The organism is Aliagarivorans taiwanensis DSM 22990 (genome assembly GCF_000429505.1).
GTDB classification, from domain to species: Bacteria; Pseudomonadota; Gammaproteobacteria; order Enterobacterales; family Celerinatantimonadaceae; genus Aliagarivorans; species Aliagarivorans taiwanensis.
Genome location: NZ_AUBZ01000004.1, coordinates 160,660 through 177,275, shown reverse-complemented (window position 1 = coordinate 177,275; position 16,616 = coordinate 160,660). Strand labels below are relative to the sequence as shown.

The window sequence follows — 16,616 nt, the reverse complement described above, 5'->3', positions numbered from 1 at the left end:
AGAGATTTAAAAAGCCCGGCCTTCGGTTTTGGGTTGCGGCATAGTCGCAGCCGCTGCCCTAAGCGCTTTGACATCATGTTGCTGATCGCATTACTGCTGGAATTGGTCCTGCACTGGGTTGGTCTGTTTGCGTGTAAATCCGGTTGGCATAAACACTTTCAGGCAAACACAGTGCGAGACCGAAATGTGTTGTCACTGCTGCGGCTGGGCAAAGAGGTGCTCAGGCGCGGAGGATGCTATCGGCTAAAAGTTCGAGACATAAAATGGGCGATACTGGCATTTATCCGGCAGCTGAGAAAAAACAGCTATGTTTTCACAGAATTATGAGGGGATCCCTCAGAGTTTTGCCCCAAAACGAGTTGGAGAGGCTTACTAACCCCTGTATAGACACCCAGCCTTTGCCTTTGCCTTTGCCTTTTCCTTTTCCATGTATCCGCATAACCTTTCCATCTTTCGCGTAGACAGGCGAAGTGCTGGATCTGTTAACTGTTTGATTGAACGTAATTATTGTCGATGTTAACTTTAGATTCATTAGGGATATATGGAATTTTTCCATGTTTAAACATTGAAAAATTCCATTGAATAAGATGTTAAAGAGCCAGCGCAAACTTAGGAACTCCATTGATGACAAAGAAGAAACTAGAAGACGTATTTAAGCTATCGGGTGTTCCTGAGCACACATTTGTAGAGCCTAAAGAGTATCCCAGACTGTTTGTTGCTTTGAGGACTCAAGGCAGAGGAGTTGTAATTGAGGGGCCTTCAGGAATAGGTAAAACAACCTGTGTATTAAATGTGCTTGATAGGCTTGGTATCAAAGATAATGTTAAGGTTCTCTCAGGTAGAAAGCGTAAGGACGCAGAGGAAATTAGAGGGTTATTCGATTCCGATGGCTTTGGCACTGTGATTATAGACGATTTCCACAAACTTGATGGCCCTACGAAGAAAGGTCTGTCCGATCTATTAAAAACACTTGCTGATGAAGAGAGTGAAGATTCTAAATTGGTACTCGTGGGGATTAATAAGACTGGTCATTCTCTAATAGAGTATTCCTCAGATCTTAGGAATCGTATTGATATTCTAAAGTTCGAATCCAACTCGGAAGAAAAGATAGAGGAACTACTACGAAAGGGTGAGCAAAACCTGAAAATTGATTTGGTTGTTAAAAGCGAGATTGTATCAGATTCTCAAGGGAGTTTTCACTTAGCCCAGATGCTTGCGCACCAAGCTTGTTTGAGAAGCGAAATATTCGAAGAGTGCGATAATATAAAGCCTACTAATGTTAGCTTCGAAACACTAAAAGAATTTATTCTTGATGATTTGGCTATAAGCTTTTCTACGGTCACTGTAAATTTTTGTAAGGGTCAAAGAGTTAAAAAAGGAAGTCGGGCTCCTTATCTACATGTTCTGTATTGGTTATCGTCTTCCGACAATATGAGTATAAATATTGAGTCAACCCTAATAGAGAACCCAAATCACAAAAATAGTGTAGGACAAATCCTGACAAAAGGCCATTTGAGGGAGCATTTTGAGGGCGACCCAAAATACTCAGAAGTTCTTTTTTACAATAATGATACTACTGAGCTTTCGGTCGAGGATCCTAAGTTTTTTTACTATATAAAAAATATTTCATGGTCAAAGCTGGCGAAAAAAATTGGTTTCCATACTGTAGAGTTTACGTCTGCTTATGACTATGCATTATCATTCGCTGGAAATGAAAGAGATCTTGCGGAGCATATCTACCGTAAGTTATCCGAAAGTGAAATATCAGTTTTCTATGATAATAATGAGCAAGCTAGAATTCTTTCTCAAGATGTAGAAGAGTATTTAGCTCCGATATATAGATCTGAATCTAGGTTTATTATCCCCATTCTTAGTCAGAACTATCCTTCGCGGGTTTGGTGTAAGTTTGAAGCTGATAATTTCAAGCAACGCTTTGGTGAAAAAAGTGTGATACCTCTATGGCTATCTAACTGTCCACCTGGCATGTTTGATCTCTCGAATGGAACTGGAGGTTTCACATTCGATCCTGACAAGGATAAAGAGCCTCAGCTTGATGAGTTTGCAGAACTTTTAATTGAGAAGATACACCAAATTCGTCTTGAGGAAAATTCATAAGTATTGGGCGGTTTATCTTTAACAAGCACATGCACAGGAAGTCAAAAGCGCCGCTTCGCTCTGCTTTTGCCTCCTGTGATGTGAGCGTTAATCACGAATCTTTAGCGCGTTTCTGTCCAGAAACGAGTTAGAAGCACAATAGCTAAAGGCCCTTTTTGAGCCTTTAGCTAGATTGTTAAGCTGTTTTTTCTTAGGCTCGAGAAATCAACAGTATCCTTATCAGCTAACCACAGTCAGCAGCTCATTCTGCGCCTTGTTGTTTCTTGCCTTCTCTTCCACTGGTAGATAGTCCAAATAATGAAACCTCGCCCGATTCTGTTGGCGGTGGTAGTCCTCGCAGAACATGCCTACAAAGGTGCCGGTGAACTTTTGGTAGCCGTACTCGTCGCTTAGGGTTTCCATGGAGAAGGCCTCGCCGATTTGCTGTAGAGCGTGGCCTTGTTCGGCGAAGTGTAGGGTGGCTTTGTCGTGGCGCACTTGCACGCGTAGCTTGAGTTGTTGTGGGTTGCTGATGGGGCTGCGGTAGGCTTTGTGTTCGGTTTTCTTGCCGCCGATGCTGGTAGTCACGCCTACACAAACCTGTTGGACGGCTTCGCTGTAGTAGACCCGCAGATAGATAAAGTTGTCGGCGCAGTAGTACAGGGTAAGGCCTGCGCTGTCGAAGTAGTGCTGCGGGGTGAAGCTGAGTTCGGTTTCGATATCGGCGTGGAAGTGGTTCAGTCGTCTGGCTATCAGGCTGAGGTGGCGGCCGGAGAATAGCGAGCCTTGGCCGCGTAGGGTGAGGCCGTCTGCGCCGGTTTGCAGAACGCTGCTATCCAGCGGTAGGCGGTAGCTTTGGTAATCGTGTGGCAGCCGAGGCGCACTGAAGTTTTCCCTGCCTACTTTGTAGGGCAGTATCGGCAAGCGTTGTGCTACTGGTAAGTCGATTTGTAGCTGGGCTTCGATTCCGCCACTGGCTAAGCGCAGCCAGCCATCGTCGCTCCAGCGGCAGTGCTGGATGGCGGTCTCGCGGCCGAGGGTGCAATACGGGCTGGGAAGCAGCGGGCGGGCGCATAGGTGGACCACGTAGCTTTCGCCTTGCGGTGTTTCAACCAAGCAGCCATGTCCGGATTTTTGCAATATCCGGTTTGGGTCGAAGCGGTGCAGCTTGACCGATTCGTCATCGCCCAGCTCATCGAACTCCTCGGGGTGGGAGGTGAGTACTACGTGTTGCGGGTCGCTCTGGTAAGGGCCGGTGACCGATCGGCTACGCTGCATCACCACTGCATGGCCATAGCCAGTGCCGCCCTCGGCGGTCATTAGGTAGTAGTAGCCTTGGCGTTTGTAGATATGCGGGCCTTCGGCGCAGCCGCGTTGGGTGCCGCCGTAGCCGAGGTTAAACACCGGGCCGGTTAACCGCTGCTGTTGCGGGTCGAACTCCTGAACAATGATTCGACCGGGGTGCTGGTAACCCTGGCGGCTTTCCCATTCTAAGTTAGTGACCCAGATCTGGCCGTTGTCGTCGTGGAAGAACGAGGGGTCAAAACCGGAGCTGTTCAGGTAGCGGGCGTCGGACCACTCTCCTTCGATATCGTCGCTGGTGACGTAGTAATTATTCAGATCGAAGTGTTGTTCCTTCATGCTGAACATGACTGAAAAGCTCAAGTAGAAGCGCTTTTGCTGGGCGTTGTAGGTTAGGCATGGCGCCCATACGCCTTGGGCGGTAGCCACCCCGCTCAGGTCGAGTTGGTCGGCGCGGGTCAGGGCATAGCCACATTGCTCCCAGTGGGCCAAATCGTGTGAGCGATATAGCTTAATTCCCGGAAACCACTCAAAGGTGGAGACCGCCATATAGTAAACATCCTCAACGCAAATAATCGATGGATCCGGGTTGAAGCCAGGTAATACGGGATTGTCGAATAACATCATAACTCCTGATTCTGCGGTGTAATACCAATCTACATAAGTAACTGATCATTCTTGCTGGTTAAAATCATTGATGACTGCGTCAGCGCTTTTGTAATTAGTCCACTAGTTACGGCAAGCGCTTCCTTGTCCTCAATGATTTTCCCTGCGCAATATCTGATTATTTACTTATCCAGATTGGTATAAGGCTCATCTCAATATTCGTTGGTCGATAACATGATCTGGCCAGGTTCTGAAAGAAAGCGACGGAATGCTTTATTAAATTACCTTGTTTAGTTGGTGAGTTAATTGATTGTTTAATTAACTCGCGTTGTTGATGGTCACGATATTTTTTAGCGTGCGGCTTAACAAGAGAACTGGATCACGTTGAACGAAAACTACAAATAACTATGACAAAACCTCTATGTTTGGTTTTGTTGCGATGCCATAACCTTTTTCTAGACGGAATGCTATGAGGAGCAATTCATGGAACAGTCCATTGACGTCTACCCCGAGCAGAAGGGGCTTGGTGGGATGTGGAAGCGCATCAATCAGCAAGGGAAGATGACCACCCTGCTGTTGTTTTTACCCCCTGCGCTGTTTCTTTTCACCCTGTTTGTGATTCTGCCGCTGGGCGAGGCCAGCATATACAGTTTGTACAAATGGAACGGTATTGGTGAACTCGATAATTTTATCGGTTTAAAGAACTATGAGCGGGTCGCTGGCCATTCGGTTTTCAGCAGTGCGGTAGTTAATACACTGAAGATTGTCGGTGTGTCGTTATTTATTCAGCTTCCTTTGGCCATGATATGCGCGCTCTGTGTGTATCAGAAGAAGTGGTCGAATACCGTATTTAGAATGATGTTCTTCCTGCCTTATATTTTGGCGGAAGTCGTCGCCGGTTTGATCTGGCGCTTTATTTACGATGGCAACTACGGACTTATCTCGAGTTTTACCGAGTTCTTTGGTCTTGAGCCCATATTTGTGTTGGCCGATAGGGGACTGGCCTTCACCGCAATCCTAGTGGTGATTGTCTGGAAGTACTTCGGCTTCCACATGATGATCTTTATCGCGGCCTTACAAGGCATCTCCAAAGACCTTATCGAGGCAGCCAAAATTGATGGCGCCTCCACCCTGCAAACCACCTTGCTGATTAAGATCCCGCTGGTGCGCCACGCCATTGTGCTGTCGGTGTTCTTCAGTGTGCTCGGTGCGCTGCAATTGTTCGACCTGATTATGCCGATGACCCAGGGCGGCCCGGGCCACACTAGCCACTCCATCGTGAGCTACCTCTACACCTTCGGAATTAGCCGGATGCATATCGGCTTTGGCTCGGCGATTGGGGTCATCCTGTTTATCGCCTGCGTGATCTTCGCCTTTATCTACCAAAACACCTTTATGAACAACAAAGCCGGAGGCAAGTCATGAAAAGCAGCGTGTTAAGTGACTGGAAACGTTTGTGTTTCTTAATGGCGGTGACCGGCTTTGTGATGTTGCCACTGCTGGCAACGGTACTCGGTGGCTTTAAGAGCATTGGCGAGTTGCAAACCAACCCCTTAGGACTGCCCCAGAGCTGGGAGTTTCAGCACTACGCCTCCATCTTGCTGGATAAACAGCTGTGGGTGGCGATGAAGAACAGCCTGATTATGAGCTTGACTACCCTGGCGCTGACCTTGTTGGGCGGCGCGATGGCGGCCTTTACCTTCTCGCATATTCGCTTTGTGGGTAAGCGTTACATCTACTCCTACTTTATGTTGGGCATGATGTTCCCCTTTGCCACCGGCATCTTGCCGCTGTTTATCAAGATCAAAGACATGGGGCTGCTGGATAGCTACATGGGGGTGATTGTGCCGCAGGTGGCCTTTGGTTTGGCGATGGCGATCTTGCTGTTCCGCTCCTTCTTCGAGCAGTTGCCCGCCGAGTTGTTTGATGCCGCGGCGGTGGATGGCTGCGGCTACTCACGCTTCTTCTTCGAGATTGTATTGCCGCTCTCGACCCCGATTCTGGCCACGGTAGGTGTGTTCGTGCTGGTGACCAGCTGGAACAACTACTTGTTGCCGCTGGTGGTGATTAACAACCCCGATCTCTACCCATGGACCTTGGGCATTATGCAATTCCAGGGTGAGCATGCCATCGCTTGGAACAAGGTGCTGGCCTATGTCTCTGTGTCGGTGGTGCCCTCGGTGATGTTCTTTGTAGTCGCCCAGAAATACATTATCGCCGGCCTGACCGGTGGTGCAGTAAAAGGTTAGGAAAACACTATGGCTAAAGTTGAATTTCATCAGGTACATAAAAAGTACGACCAAACCGCCCACATCGTTAAGGGCATCGACCTTACCATCGATGAAGGGGAGTTTGTGGTGTTGCTCGGCCCCTCCGGCTGTGGCAAGTCGACTACATTGCGGATGATTGCCGGGCTGGAATCGATCAGCGATGGGCAAATCACCATCGGCGATCGGGTAGTTAACGACCTTGAGCCCAAAGAGCGCGATATCGCGATGGTGTTTCAGTCCTATGCGCTCTACCCCCACCTCAGCGTGGAGCAGAACATTGGCTTTGGCCTGCGTATCTCCGGCGAAGACAAAGCGACCATCCGTCGCAAGGTGGCCGATGTGGCAGAAATCCTTGAGCTAACCCCATTACTGGGGCGCAAGCCGGCGGCGCTATCCGGTGGTCAACGCCAGCGGGTTGCCATGGGGCGGGCGATGGTCAGAACGCCCAGTGTATTCCTGTTCGATGAGCCGCTCTCCAACCTCGATGCCAAGCTACGCGGCTCGATGCGCAGCGAGATCCGCCAGATGCACGAGCGGATGAAGCGCACCACCGTCTATGTAACCCACGATCAGGTGGAGGCGATGACCTTGGCCGACAAGGTGATCATTATGAATCAGGGGCATATCGCCCAGATTGGCAGCCCGCGCGAGGTCTTCGCCCACCCTAACAGTAAGTTTGTGGCCAGCTTTATTGGCTCGCCCACCATGAACTTTATCGATGTGCAGATCGCCATTGCCGATAGCGGACAGCTAAGTGTGCAGCTGGGCGATACCCAAGTCCCTATCGTTGGTGACTACCGTGGCCAAGCCGGCGCGGTGAGTTTGGGGATCCGCCCCGGCGATGTCTATATCGATGAACAATCTGGCCCCTTCGACGCCGAGCTGCTTAGCTACGAGCTGCTGGGGGCCAGTGCACTTTGCTGCTTCTCCTTACAGGGGCAGCAGATAAACGCCGAGATTGATGCGGCGATCCCAGTGAAGGTTGGCCAGCGCTGTCGCTTGGCCTTCGATCTGGAAAAGATCCACCTCTTTGATACCCACACAGAAAAAGCTGTGTTCACCCCACAAATAACAATATGAAGTGAGACAAGCTATGAACTACAAGAACCTACTGACTACCGCTGGCCTGACGATGGCGTTTGCCCTCTCGGCATCTGCGTCTGCCAAAGAAAGTGTTACCTTTATGAACAACGTCCCTGAGCTGGTGATTAACAAGGCCTGGGACGATCAAATCGTACGCTTTGAGCAAGCCAATCCTGATATTGAGGTAAGAAAGCTGTTCGTGGCCAGCGAGGCCTTCAAGCAGAAGGTGCAAACCATGCTGCTGTCTAATGATATCCCAGAGATCATCACCAGCTGGGGTGGCCAAGACTACCGTGACCGCGCCCAAAAAGGCCTGCTCACCGACTTAGAAGAGTATCTGCCAACGCTCACCAGTGAGATGCCTGAAGCAGCACTAAATGCCTATCGGGTGGATGGTCGCTTGTACGGTATTCCTGCCTACTCCAAGCCCACCATGCTCTATTACAACAAGCAGTTGCTTGAGCAAGCCGGTGTGGACCCTAAACAGTTGGAAACTTGGGATGGCTTCCTGGCTGCCATCGATCAGCTACACGAGGCCGGCATTACCCCAATGGCGCTGGCGGGCGTGGAAGGTTGGCCTGCCCACTTCTACTTTAGCTATCTGGCGATGCGCATCGGCGGGCCAGATGTGTTTAAGAATGCGCTGGATGAAGGCTTTGAAGATCCGGCCTTTTTGGAAGCGGCCAATCAGCTACTCGCACTGGCCGAGAAGAAGCCCTGGCAGCGCGGCTATATGAGCAGCAACATTGACCAAGCCTATGCGCTGTTTGGTAACGGCGAGGCCGCCATGCAGCTACAAGGTGAATGGCAATACAAGCTGCAGCAAGACTCCTCTCGCGATGGCAAAGGCATTGGCGTCGAGAATGTCGGTTTGGCTCGCTTCCCGGCGGTAGAGGGCGGCAGCGGTCAGCTTACCGACATCATCTCGGGCATTGATGGCTATGCCTTTACCCGCTCTGCGACGCCGACAACGGCAAAGTTTGTGGATTTCTGGCTAAATGAGCAGAACCTTACCCAGATGGCCGAGCAGGCGATGATGTTGCCGGTAACCCCGGGTGCGGTCAGCGGTATTCAGGAGCCAGTGATGCGACAAATGGCGCAGATGGTATCTGAGAGCAGCTACGTGCATGGCTTTGTTGACCAAGTGACCGGTGCCCACTTAGGCGGTGCGATTAACGATGTCTCCAGTGAGTTGGTGGCTGGCAGCATTAGTGCTGAGCAAGCAGTGGCAGCACTGCAAGAGGCCTGGGAGTTTAGATAATACCAATCTACATAAGTAACTGACCGTTCTTGCTGGTTAAAATCATTGATTACAGCGTCAACGCTTTTGTAATTAGTCCACTAGTTACGGCAAGCGTCTCCTCGTCCTCAATGATTTTCCCTGCGCAATATCTGGCCATTAACTTATCCAAATTGGTATAAGTCTCTAACCTTTGGGGCGGGATGCCGCCCCAACACTTAGGCAGGAGTAGTGCCATTGCCCCATTTGTACCGACGTGGCTTTATCCACGTTATCGGGAATGCCAAGCGCCAGCTGGCCTCCAAGCAGCTACACGAGATTGGCTACTTTCCCAATAAGCCGTTTACCCTTTCCTATACCTGCAAAACCATCAACTTCTCGTTCTTGCTCTCGGGTGAGGGGAGCTATCAGGTTAATGGTCAGGATGTGGCGGTTACCGGGCCCTGCGTGCTGGTTCAGCTGCCGGGTGAAGACTATGTCTATGGCCCCAACCAGCGTGGCCGCTGGGAGGAGTTTTATCTTATCTATCACCCCGATGCACTGCAGCGCCTGCGGGACAACCAGATTATTGTCGATGGCCAGTTTAGCTGGCCGATCAACAACATCTTCGCCATCGAAGAGGCGATCAACGCCATGGTCAAAGCGGTAGAACTTAACCTGCCCACCGACGTGATTGATCAGCATTGTGAGATGCTATTGGTGCTATCGAAGATGCCTAAGGAGCTGGACCATCAAGACAAGGCGGTTGCGGCCATTAACGCGATTGCCGCTGCGATTAAACACAACTGCCAGAGTAACTACAGCTTTCAGGAGATTGCCAAAGAGCTGGGCATGTCCTACTCCTCGTTTCGTCGCTACTGGGTGGATATCTTTGGCGTTAGCCCGAAGAACTTTCAGATGGATCAGCGGATGGTGCGAGCGGCTAATCTGATCATCAGCACCAATAGCTCGATCGCCCAAGTCGCCGAGAGTGTTGGCTACGACGACCAAGCCTATTTCTCCACCTTGTTTAAAAAGCGCTACAAGATGAGCCCGGCCCAATACCGTAAGCAGCATGTGGTGACCATTCCTGCTGAGTATCTGGGGCCTTCGACCAGTTGTGAGCAGGAGGCGGGGATTGTGCGCAGTGGCATTGTTGGTAGCTTAGGCGTGCCTGAGGCGAGCTAATAAAAAAGGGCGCTGAGAGCGCCCCTACACATCAACAATTTGCTGGATTAGGCTTCGATCACCGATTTAAGGTAAGCGGCCAACTCTTTGTAGTTCTTACCCGGCTTCTCGGCTTTTTTCTCTTTGCTGGCTTGGCGCACTAGCTGACGCATCCACTGGCGGTCCAGTTCTGGGTGGTCTTCAATCAGTTGGTTGATACCGGCGTCACCTTCTTCTAACAAGCGATCGCGCAGCTTTTCCATGCGCTGTTGGGCTTGGGCAGCATACAGATGGCGGTTGCGGATCTTCTCGATGCCGGCGCGGATAGCGTCGGTGTCGGATTCGCGCATCAGCTTGCCGATGTAGTTAAAGTGGCGGCGCAGGCCTTCGCGCTCTCGTTTGGCCTGCAGGCGCTTGGCCAGCATTAGTGCGTCGAGCAGTTCTTCGCTCATGTCGATGGTGTCGAGTTGCTGCTTGGAGAGGTTAGTTAACTCTTTGCCTAAGTCTTTTAGCTCTTCCGCTTCGCGCTTGATCTGTGACTTACTGACCCACTCGTCGTCGTCAAAGACTTCGTTTTCACTCATTTATGTATAAACCTGAAATAAAAAGCGATATTTGGCTCTATCTTAGCAGATCAGGCTTACCGGGGCTTGAGTTGATTTGGTATGCTAAGAAATCGACTTAGTGACAAGCAGATTATGACCTCTCAACAACAAGTGAGCGCGGAGCTCGAGCAGTTAAAGCAAGCAGTGGAGCTTGCTATCACGGAAGCCAAACGTCTCGGCGCTGATCAAAGCGAAGTTTCCATCTCGAAACAGACCGGTATCAGTATCGCCACCCGCGAGTTGGAAGTAGAAACCCTGGAGTTTAACCACGACGGTGCGCTGGGGATTGCGGTATATAACAATGGCCGCAAAGGCAGTGCCTCGACCTCGGATCTGAGCGCCGATGCCATTCGCAGCACGGTGAAGGCGGCGGTAGATATCTCCGCTTATACCTCCCAAGACCCGGCCGCCGGGATTGCCGATAAGGACCTGCTGGCGACCGATATTCCTGACTTGTCGCTGTTCCATCCGCACTCCCTTGAACCCGAGCCGTTGATTGAGATCGCCAAGCAGTGTGAATCCATTGCGCTGGCAGAAAAGGGCATTAAGGCCAGCGATGGTGCCAGCGTGAATAGCCATTTTGGTATCAAGGTCTACGGCAACAGCCATGGCTTTATCCACGGCTATCCGAGTAGCCGCCACAGCATCAGCTGTATGCTTATTGCCGGCGAGGAAGAGATGCAGCGCGACTATGCCTACACCGTGGCGCGCGACTTTGCCGACTTAGAGTCGGTGGAGTGGGTGGCCAAACAAGCCAGTGAGAAGACCCTGTCACGTATTGGCAGCCGTAAGATCCCTACCTGCGAAGTGCCGGTGGTGTATGACCGCGATGTGGCCAGTGGCCTGCTAGGGCATCTAGTTAGCGCCATCAGTGGCGGCAGCTTGTATCGCCGCTCTTCGTTCTTACTAGACGCGCTCGGTCAGCCGATCTTTCCAGACTGGTTCTCCATCTATGAAGATCCTTACCTGCTAAAAGCCCTGTCGAGCACCCCATTCGATAGCGAAGGGGTAGCTCCTAAAGCCCAACACGTGATTGAGAAGGGCTGCCTGCAGACCTATCTGCTCACCAGTTACTCGGCGCGTAAGCTTGGTCTGCGCAGTACCGGTCATGCTGGTGGTATTCACAACTGGCACATCTCGAACTCGGGCATCAGCCGCGCTGACTTGCTTAAGAAAATGGGTACTGGATTATTGGTGACCGAGCTGATGGGTCAAGGCGTGAACGTGGTAACCGGTGATTACTCGCGCGGTGCGGCCGGTTACTGGGTGGAGAATGGCGAGATCGCTTTCCCGGTACACGAAATCACCGTGGCGGGTAACCTAAAAGATATGTTTGCCAACGTTGTGGCAGTGGCCGACGATGCCAAGCCACAAAGCTCGATCCGTTGTGGCTCGCTATTGTTGGAGTCGATGAAGATCGCCGGTAGCTAACCGGCTTTCTCTCTCGGGCTTAGCGCAGCAATAGCGTTGCCATTCCCAGAAAGGTGAACAGCCCCATCACATCGGTGACGGTGGTGAGTGCCATCCCGCCCGCCAAGGCGGGATCAATATTGTAACGCTTCATGGTGATGGGGATCAGCACTCCGGCGAGTCCGGCGATGGCCATATTGGCGAACATTGCGGTGCTGATAATCAGCCCCAGCATCAAGCTGCCCTTCCATAGCGATACCACCAAGCCAATCGCCAACGCCCAGATCACCCCATTGAGCATACCGATGGCGGCCTCTTTGCCAATCAGCCAGCGGGTGTTGCCCTGACCGATATGCCCCACCGCCATACCGCGGATCACCAGCGCCAGGGTTTGGTTACCCGCAATACCTCCCATGCTGGGGACAATGGTCATCAGTACCGCCAAGGTCGCCAATGCCTCCAAGGTGTTTTCAAACATATTGGAGATCGAGGCGGCAATCAGCGCTGTGCACAGATTGACCGCCAGCCATACGGTGCGGCGCTGGGTACTCTTTAATACCGGGGCGAAGGTGTCTTCATCGTCGTCCATCCCGGCCATCCCCATCATGCTGTGCTCGGCATCTTCGCGGATCACATCGACCACATCATCGATGGTGATACGGCCAAGTAGCTTGCCCTCTTCGTCGACTACCGGGGCGGATATCCAGTCGTGGCGCTCGAACAAGGCAGCTACTTCGCCATCGTCCATAGCCACGGGGATTGTTTCGGCGCTGCGGTCCATAATATCGCCCACCTCACGCTGCGGGTCGACGGTGAGCAGCACCGCCAGCGGTACATCGCCGATTAAACGGTCTTGTTTGTCCACCACGTACAGGGCGTCGGTGGCCTCGGGCAGCTCGCCGCGCAGCCGCAGGTAGCGCAGCACCACATCCACGCTGACATCGGGGCGTAGGGTGATGGTATCGGTGTTCATGATGCTGCCGGCGGTGTCTTCCGGGTAGGCGAGGGCAGCCTCAACCCGGTGGCGATCTTGGGCGGTCATCTGCTCTAGCACCGCTTGGTAGTCATCCTCTGGCAAGCCGCGCAGGACGTAGGCCAGGTCATCGGTGTCCATGCCTTCGGTGACTTCGGCGACCTGTTCGGGCTCGAGCAGCTGCAGCACGCCTTCCATCACATCTTCGTTGAGCTCTTCAAGGATTTCACCTTGCTGCTCGGGCTTGGTGAGTTGCCATAGCAGCTTACGCTCGGCGGGGGGGCTGGCTTCCAGCACCAGGGCGATGTCTACCGGAGGGAGCTCGCGAAGGACCACTTTGGCTTCGGTGATTTGGCCATCATCCAACGCGTCATGAAGCTCTTTAATACGTTGATGCTGTTGGCTTTGCAGCTCCATCTCTTCTGGCATAGTGTCGCTTCCCTGTTACCTCAATGCAGTTTAAAGAATAAGCAAGGTTCAGCGATTTAGGGAGCTATCTGGCGGATATTATTGGAGAAAGGGGAGTAGATATGAATGAGAGAACGCGGGTTAATCTTCTTCAAACTTATCTTCGATAAGCTGCTGCACCGCATCCATCGCCTGCTCGGCATCTTTGCCTTCAGCGACTACGGTGAGGGTGCTGCCTTGGGCGCTGGCGAGCACCAGCAAGCCCATCACACTGTCGGCGCTGGCGCGTTTCTCGCCATCAATGATGGTGAGTTCGGCGTCATAGCGGGCATTTAACTCAACCAGCTTGATGGCTGGGCGGGCGTGGATGCCGAGTTTATTCCTAACGGTAAGTTGGCGACTGAGCTTCACTTGCTCTCCAAACTGCGATGACGGCGCTGTACTTTACGTTGCCCCTTAAAGCGAGCACCGAGCTGCTCGGCCACATACACACTGCGGTGCTGGCCGCCGGTACAGCCGATGGCGACGGTGAGGTAGGCGCGGTTATTAGCCTCTAAGTGGGGCAGCCAGGTTTCGATAAAGCGGTGGATATGGTCGATAAACTCTTCCACCACTGGTTGCTGCTGTAGGTAGTCGCGCACTGGCTTGTCGAGCCCGGTTAGCGGCTTGAGCTCTTTCACCCAATGTGGGTTCGGCAAGAAGCGGGCATCGAACATGTAGTCGGCATCGTTGGGCACGCCGTTCTTAAAGCCGAAGCTCTCGAACACGATAATCAGCTGCTGCCGTTCTTCGCCGGTGACTCGGGCGCGCAGCAGGTTGCTCAGGTCGTGGATCGATAAGCTGGAGGTGTCGATGCGCAAATCAGCATTGCGCGAGATCGGGGATAGCAGCTCGGTTTCTGCTTCGATTGCTTCAGAGAGTGAGTAATCACTTAGGCTGAGAGGGTGGAGCCGGCGAGTCTCGCTGTAGCGGCGCACTAACACATCATCCTGCGCATCCAAGAAGATACTGGTGAGCTTAGCGCCTTTGCCTGCTTGTGAGAGCAGCAGGCTGATGGGGGCTGGGTCGTCTGGAAGATTACGCACATCGACGCTGATCCCAACCTTCTTGTAGTTCTTACCAAGGGTTTTAATCAGATCGCCCCACAGCTCTACTGGTACGTTGTCTACGCAGTAGTATCCGAGATCTTCCAGTACTCTTAGCGCCACCGATTTCCCAGAACCGGAGCGGCCGCTAACAATGATAAGCTCCATGCTTAAACGCCTTTGACTATGCCACCATGATATCGTAGAGCTCGCTGTCGCTGTCTGCCGAGCGAAGCTGCTTACAGATCGATTTGTCGTTTAGTTTCTCAGCAATTTGTGACAGGGTGTTGAGATGTTGCTGGCATTGGTCCTCCGGGACCAACAGCGCAAAAATCAGGTCGACCGGCTGGTTATCGATGGCATCGAAGGCGATGGGTGGATCGCAGTGAAGAAAGACGGCGGTGGCTTGATGCTGCTTATCGATACGGCCATGGGGTATGGCAATGCCTTGGCCTATTCCGGTGGTGCCCATGCGTTCACGTGACAGCAAGCTTTCAAAGATTTCCTTCGACGGCATTTCCAATTGCTTGGCGGCCAACTCGCTAATGATTTCCAGGGCGCGTTTCTTTGATGAACATTGGACTGCACCCTGAGTGCAGTCCAAGCTTAAGACTTTATCCAGTTGCATAACTAGTGTCTGGTTAACTTCTCTTTGTGCTTAATGACTTGCCTATCCAGCTTGTCAATTAAGGAGTCGATAGCTGCGTACATGTCTTGATGCTCTGAGGTAGCAAATACCTCACCACCATTTAGGTGTATGGTGGCTTCAGCGATTTGGCTCAGTTTCTCAACATTTAAAATCACATGCACATTGTTGATTTGATCGAACCGCCTTTCCAACTTAGCAAACTTACTGTGGACGTAGTCACGTAGATGTTCGGTAACTTCGATGTGGTGTCCGGTGAGATTAATTTGCATAGTATCGTCCCCTTGCTTAGGCCCCTAGATGAGGCTCTTCCGTTGGTTGGAAGGTGGGATGCCGAGCGATTCACGGTATTTTGCGATAGTTCGGCGTGCCACCTTGATCCCTTGTTCGGCTAGGATGTCGGCTATTTTACTGTCGCTCAATGGCTTGGCGGTGTTTTCGGCCGCTACCAGTTTCTTAATCAGTGCCCGAATTGCGGTAGACGAGCATTCGCCGCCGCCTTCGGTCGCCACGTGGCTGGAGAAGAAGTATTTCAACTCAAAGATGCCGCGTGGGGTATGCATATATTTCTGGGTGGTCACTCGGGAGATGGTTGATTCGTGCATCTCCACTGCCTCTGCTACATCGTTCAGTACCATCGGCTTCATCGCCTCTTCGCCATACTCGAAGAAGGCTTGCTGATGGTGGACGATGCAGTTGGCCACTTTCAGCAGGGTTTCGTTGCGGCTTTCAATGCTCTTGATAAACCACTTGGCTTCCTGCAGATGGCTGCGGATAAACTGGCTGTCACCAGCGTTGGTGGCAGTTTTGCTCATCGCCGCATAATGGCTGTTCACTTTCAGGCGCGGCACTGCGTCCGGATTGAGTTCCACCACCCAACGGCCCTGTTTTTTCACCACCGATACATCGGGAATGATGTACTGCGCTTGATTAGGCTCGATGGCGTTGCCGGGGCGAGGCTCCAGGCTGTGGATCAGGCGCATGATTTCGCGCAGCTGATCTTCTTTGAGCTTGGTCTTGCGCGCCAGTAGGCGGAAGTCGCGGTTGGCCAGCACGTCCATATGGTTGCTGATCACATCTTTGGCTTCAGCTAGCCATGGCGTGCAGGGCTCGAACTGATTCAGTTGGATCAGCAGGCACTCTTGCAAAGAGCGCGATGCCACGCCGAGAGGGTCGAAATGCTGGATACGTTTGAGTACTGCTTCGACTTCTTCCAGCTCAATCTGGTTGTCGTCTTCGAGGCCCCGGTTTAGGCCTTCCAGCAGCTGCTCGCAGCTCTGGGTCAGGTAACCGGAATCGTCGATGCCGTCGATAATCGCCAAGGCAATCGCTTGGTCGACATCGGAAAAAGGCGTCAGGCGCATCTGCCACAGCATGTGGTCTTGCAAAGAGTCGACGGTTTCGCCTTGGTAGAGGGTGTCGTTGTCGTCACTGACCGGGCTGGCTGCAGGGGCTGAACTGGCGGAGTAGATCTCATCCCAGGTGGAGTCCACTGGGAGATCATCGGAAACTGTATCTTGGTTGATCGCTTCACTGGCTTCAATCTGACTGTTGTCCAGATTGTCTTCGCTTCTTCTGCTTCAAGTAGGGGATTACTTTCCAGCGCCTCTTGGATTTCCTGTTGAAGATCCAGAGTCGACAGTTGAAGCAAGCGAATTGCTTGTTGTAGCTGGGGCGTCATGGTCAGTTGCTGACCTAAGCGCAACTGCAAAGAGGCTTTCATTAAGGTGAAACTTTCCTTCTGTTCT

14 protein-coding genes and 2 pseudogenes are annotated in these 16,616 nt (G+C 52.1%); 8 read left to right on the top strand and 8 right to left on the bottom strand.

Going from position 1 to position 16,616, the window contains the following annotated elements; all coding sequences use genetic code 11:
• Positions 1 to 234, top strand: a pseudogene (locus tag G462_RS24740) (IS4 family transposase); the annotation flags it as partial.
• Positions 235 to 624: 390 nt separating this feature from the next.
• A complete protein-coding gene (locus G462_RS0104780) occupies positions 625 to 2,115 on the top strand; it encodes a TIR domain-containing protein (RefSeq protein WP_026957978.1) in 1,491 nt (496 codons plus the stop codon).
• A gap of 219 nt (positions 2,116 to 2,334) precedes the next feature.
• Here the strand turns inward: G462_RS0104780 and G462_RS21755 are convergent, their stop codons facing one another.
• Positions 2,335 to 4,020, bottom strand: coding sequence for a glycoside hydrolase family 43 protein (locus G462_RS21755; RefSeq protein ID WP_051326531.1), 1,686 nt, complete (start codon positions 4,018 to 4,020; stop codon positions 2,335 to 2,337).
• Between the two features lie 465 nt (positions 4,021 to 4,485).
• Here G462_RS21755 and G462_RS21750 point away from each other — a divergent pair, with 465 nt between their 5' ends.
• From G462_RS21750 to G462_RS23785, 5 genes are all read left to right on the top strand, one after another.
• Positions 4,486 to 5,427: a carbohydrate ABC transporter permease gene (locus G462_RS21750; RefSeq protein WP_211234184.1), complete on the top strand. Its 942-nt coding sequence runs from the start codon at positions 4,486 to 4,488 to the stop codon at positions 5,425 to 5,427.
• The gene (locus tag G462_RS0104765) at positions 5,424 to 6,251 is read left to right on the top strand and encodes a carbohydrate ABC transporter permease (protein WP_026957977.1); all 828 of its coding nucleotides are present in this window, start codon (positions 5,424 to 5,426) and stop codon (positions 6,249 to 6,251) included. The genes G462_RS21750 and G462_RS0104765 overlap by 4 nt, the downstream gene beginning before the upstream one ends.
• A 9-nt stretch (positions 6,252 to 6,260) precedes the next feature.
• Positions 6,261 to 7,352 (top strand): ABC transporter ATP-binding protein, encoded by a 1,092-nt coding sequence (locus G462_RS0104760; protein WP_026957976.1) that lies wholly within the window; start codon positions 6,261 to 6,263, stop codon positions 7,350 to 7,352.
• Between the two features lie 13 nt (positions 7,353 to 7,365).
• Complete coding sequence (locus tag G462_RS0104755) at positions 7,366 to 8,616, top strand: ABC transporter substrate-binding protein (RefSeq protein ID WP_026957975.1); 1,251 nt, start codon at positions 7,366 to 7,368, stop codon at positions 8,614 to 8,616.
• 216 nt (positions 8,617 to 8,832) lie between these two features.
• Positions 8,833 to 9,762: a helix-turn-helix domain-containing protein gene (locus G462_RS23785; protein WP_026957974.1), complete on the top strand. Its 930-nt coding sequence runs from the start codon at positions 8,833 to 8,835 to the stop codon at positions 9,760 to 9,762.
• Positions 9,763 to 9,809: 47 nt separating this feature from the next.
• Here G462_RS23785 and yjgA read toward each other — a convergent pair whose 3' ends face one another.
• A complete protein-coding gene (yjgA, locus tag G462_RS0104740; protein ID WP_026957973.1) occupies positions 9,810 to 10,325 on the bottom strand; it encodes a ribosome biogenesis factor YjgA in 516 nt (171 codons plus the stop codon).
• Between the two features lie 81 nt (positions 10,326 to 10,406).
• On the opposite strand from yjgA, the gene pmbA reads away from it, so the two are divergent.
• Complete coding sequence (gene pmbA / locus G462_RS0104735) at positions 10,407 to 11,777, top strand: metalloprotease PmbA (RefSeq protein ID WP_245579531.1); 1,371 nt, start codon at positions 10,407 to 10,409, stop codon at positions 11,775 to 11,777.
• A 19-nt stretch (positions 11,778 to 11,796) separates the two neighbouring features.
• On the opposite strand, the gene mgtE is transcribed toward pmbA, so the two are convergent.
• The 6 genes and pseudogenes from mgtE to G462_RS21740 all read right to left on the bottom strand — a co-directional run bounded on the left by mgtE (position 11,797) and on the right by G462_RS21740 (position 16,591).
• Positions 11,797 to 13,158, bottom strand: coding sequence for a magnesium transporter (mgtE, locus tag G462_RS0104730; RefSeq protein WP_026957971.1), 1,362 nt, complete (start codon positions 13,156 to 13,158; stop codon positions 11,797 to 11,799).
• Between the two features lie 120 nt (positions 13,159 to 13,278).
• Positions 13,279 to 13,548: an HPr family phosphocarrier protein gene (locus G462_RS0104725; RefSeq protein ID WP_026957970.1), complete on the bottom strand. Its 270-nt coding sequence runs from the start codon at positions 13,546 to 13,548 to the stop codon at positions 13,279 to 13,281.
• Positions 13,545 to 14,390: an RNase adapter RapZ gene (rapZ, locus tag G462_RS0104720; protein ID WP_026957969.1), complete on the bottom strand. Its 846-nt coding sequence runs from the start codon at positions 14,388 to 14,390 to the stop codon at positions 13,545 to 13,547. The genes G462_RS0104725 and rapZ overlap by 4 nt, the downstream gene beginning before the upstream one ends.
• A gap of 16 nt (positions 14,391 to 14,406) precedes the next feature.
• Complete coding sequence (gene ptsN, locus G462_RS0104715) at positions 14,407 to 14,850, bottom strand: PTS IIA-like nitrogen regulatory protein PtsN (RefSeq protein WP_026957968.1); 444 nt, start codon at positions 14,848 to 14,850, stop codon at positions 14,407 to 14,409.
• 2 nt (positions 14,851 to 14,852) lie between these two features.
• Positions 14,853 to 15,140: a ribosome hibernation promoting factor gene (hpf, locus tag G462_RS0104710; protein WP_026957967.1), complete on the bottom strand. Its 288-nt coding sequence runs from the start codon at positions 15,138 to 15,140 to the stop codon at positions 14,853 to 14,855.
• A gap of 24 nt (positions 15,141 to 15,164) precedes the next feature.
• Positions 15,165 to 16,591, bottom strand: a pseudogene (locus tag G462_RS21740) (RNA polymerase factor sigma-54).
• Positions 16,592 to 16,616 lie beyond the last annotated feature (25 nt).

Excerpts from the sequence above, each read along its gene's own strand:
- G462_RS0104765 (WP_026957977.1), top strand. The coding sequence starts at position 5,424 with ATGAAAAGCAGCGTGTTAAGTGACTGGAAACGTTTGTGTTTCTTAATG.
- ptsN (WP_026957968.1), bottom strand. The coding sequence starts at position 14,850 with ATGCAACTGGATAAAGTCTTAAGCTTGGACTGCACTCAGGGTGCAGTC.
- hpf (WP_026957967.1), bottom strand. The coding sequence starts at position 15,140 with ATGCAAATTAATCTCACCGGACACCACATCGAAGTTACCGAACATCTA.
- G462_RS21750 (WP_211234184.1), top strand. The coding sequence starts at position 4,486 with ATGGAACAGTCCATTGACGTCTACCCCGAGCAGAAGGGGCTTGGTGGG.
- yjgA (WP_026957973.1), bottom strand. The coding sequence starts at position 10,325 with ATGAGTGAAAACGAAGTCTTTGACGACGACGAGTGGGTCAGTAAGTCA.
- G462_RS0104755 (WP_026957975.1), top strand. The coding sequence starts at position 7,366 with ATGAACTACAAGAACCTACTGACTACCGCTGGCCTGACGATGGCGTTT.
- pmbA (WP_245579531.1), top strand. The coding sequence starts at position 10,407 with ATGCTAAGAAATCGACTTAGTGACAAGCAGATTATGACCTCTCAACAA.
- G462_RS0104760 (WP_026957976.1), top strand. The coding sequence starts at position 6,261 with ATGGCTAAAGTTGAATTTCATCAGGTACATAAAAAGTACGACCAAACC.
- G462_RS0104780 (WP_026957978.1), top strand. The coding sequence starts at position 625 with ATGACAAAGAAGAAACTAGAAGACGTATTTAAGCTATCGGGTGTTCCT.
- rapZ (WP_026957969.1), bottom strand. The coding sequence starts at position 14,390 with ATGGAGCTTATCATTGTTAGCGGCCGCTCCGGTTCTGGGAAATCGGTG.
- G462_RS21755 (WP_051326531.1), bottom strand. The coding sequence starts at position 4,020 with ATGTTATTCGACAATCCCGTATTACCTGGCTTCAACCCGGATCCATCG.
- mgtE (WP_026957971.1), bottom strand. The coding sequence starts at position 13,158 with ATGCCAGAAGAGATGGAGCTGCAAAGCCAACAGCATCAACGTATTAAA.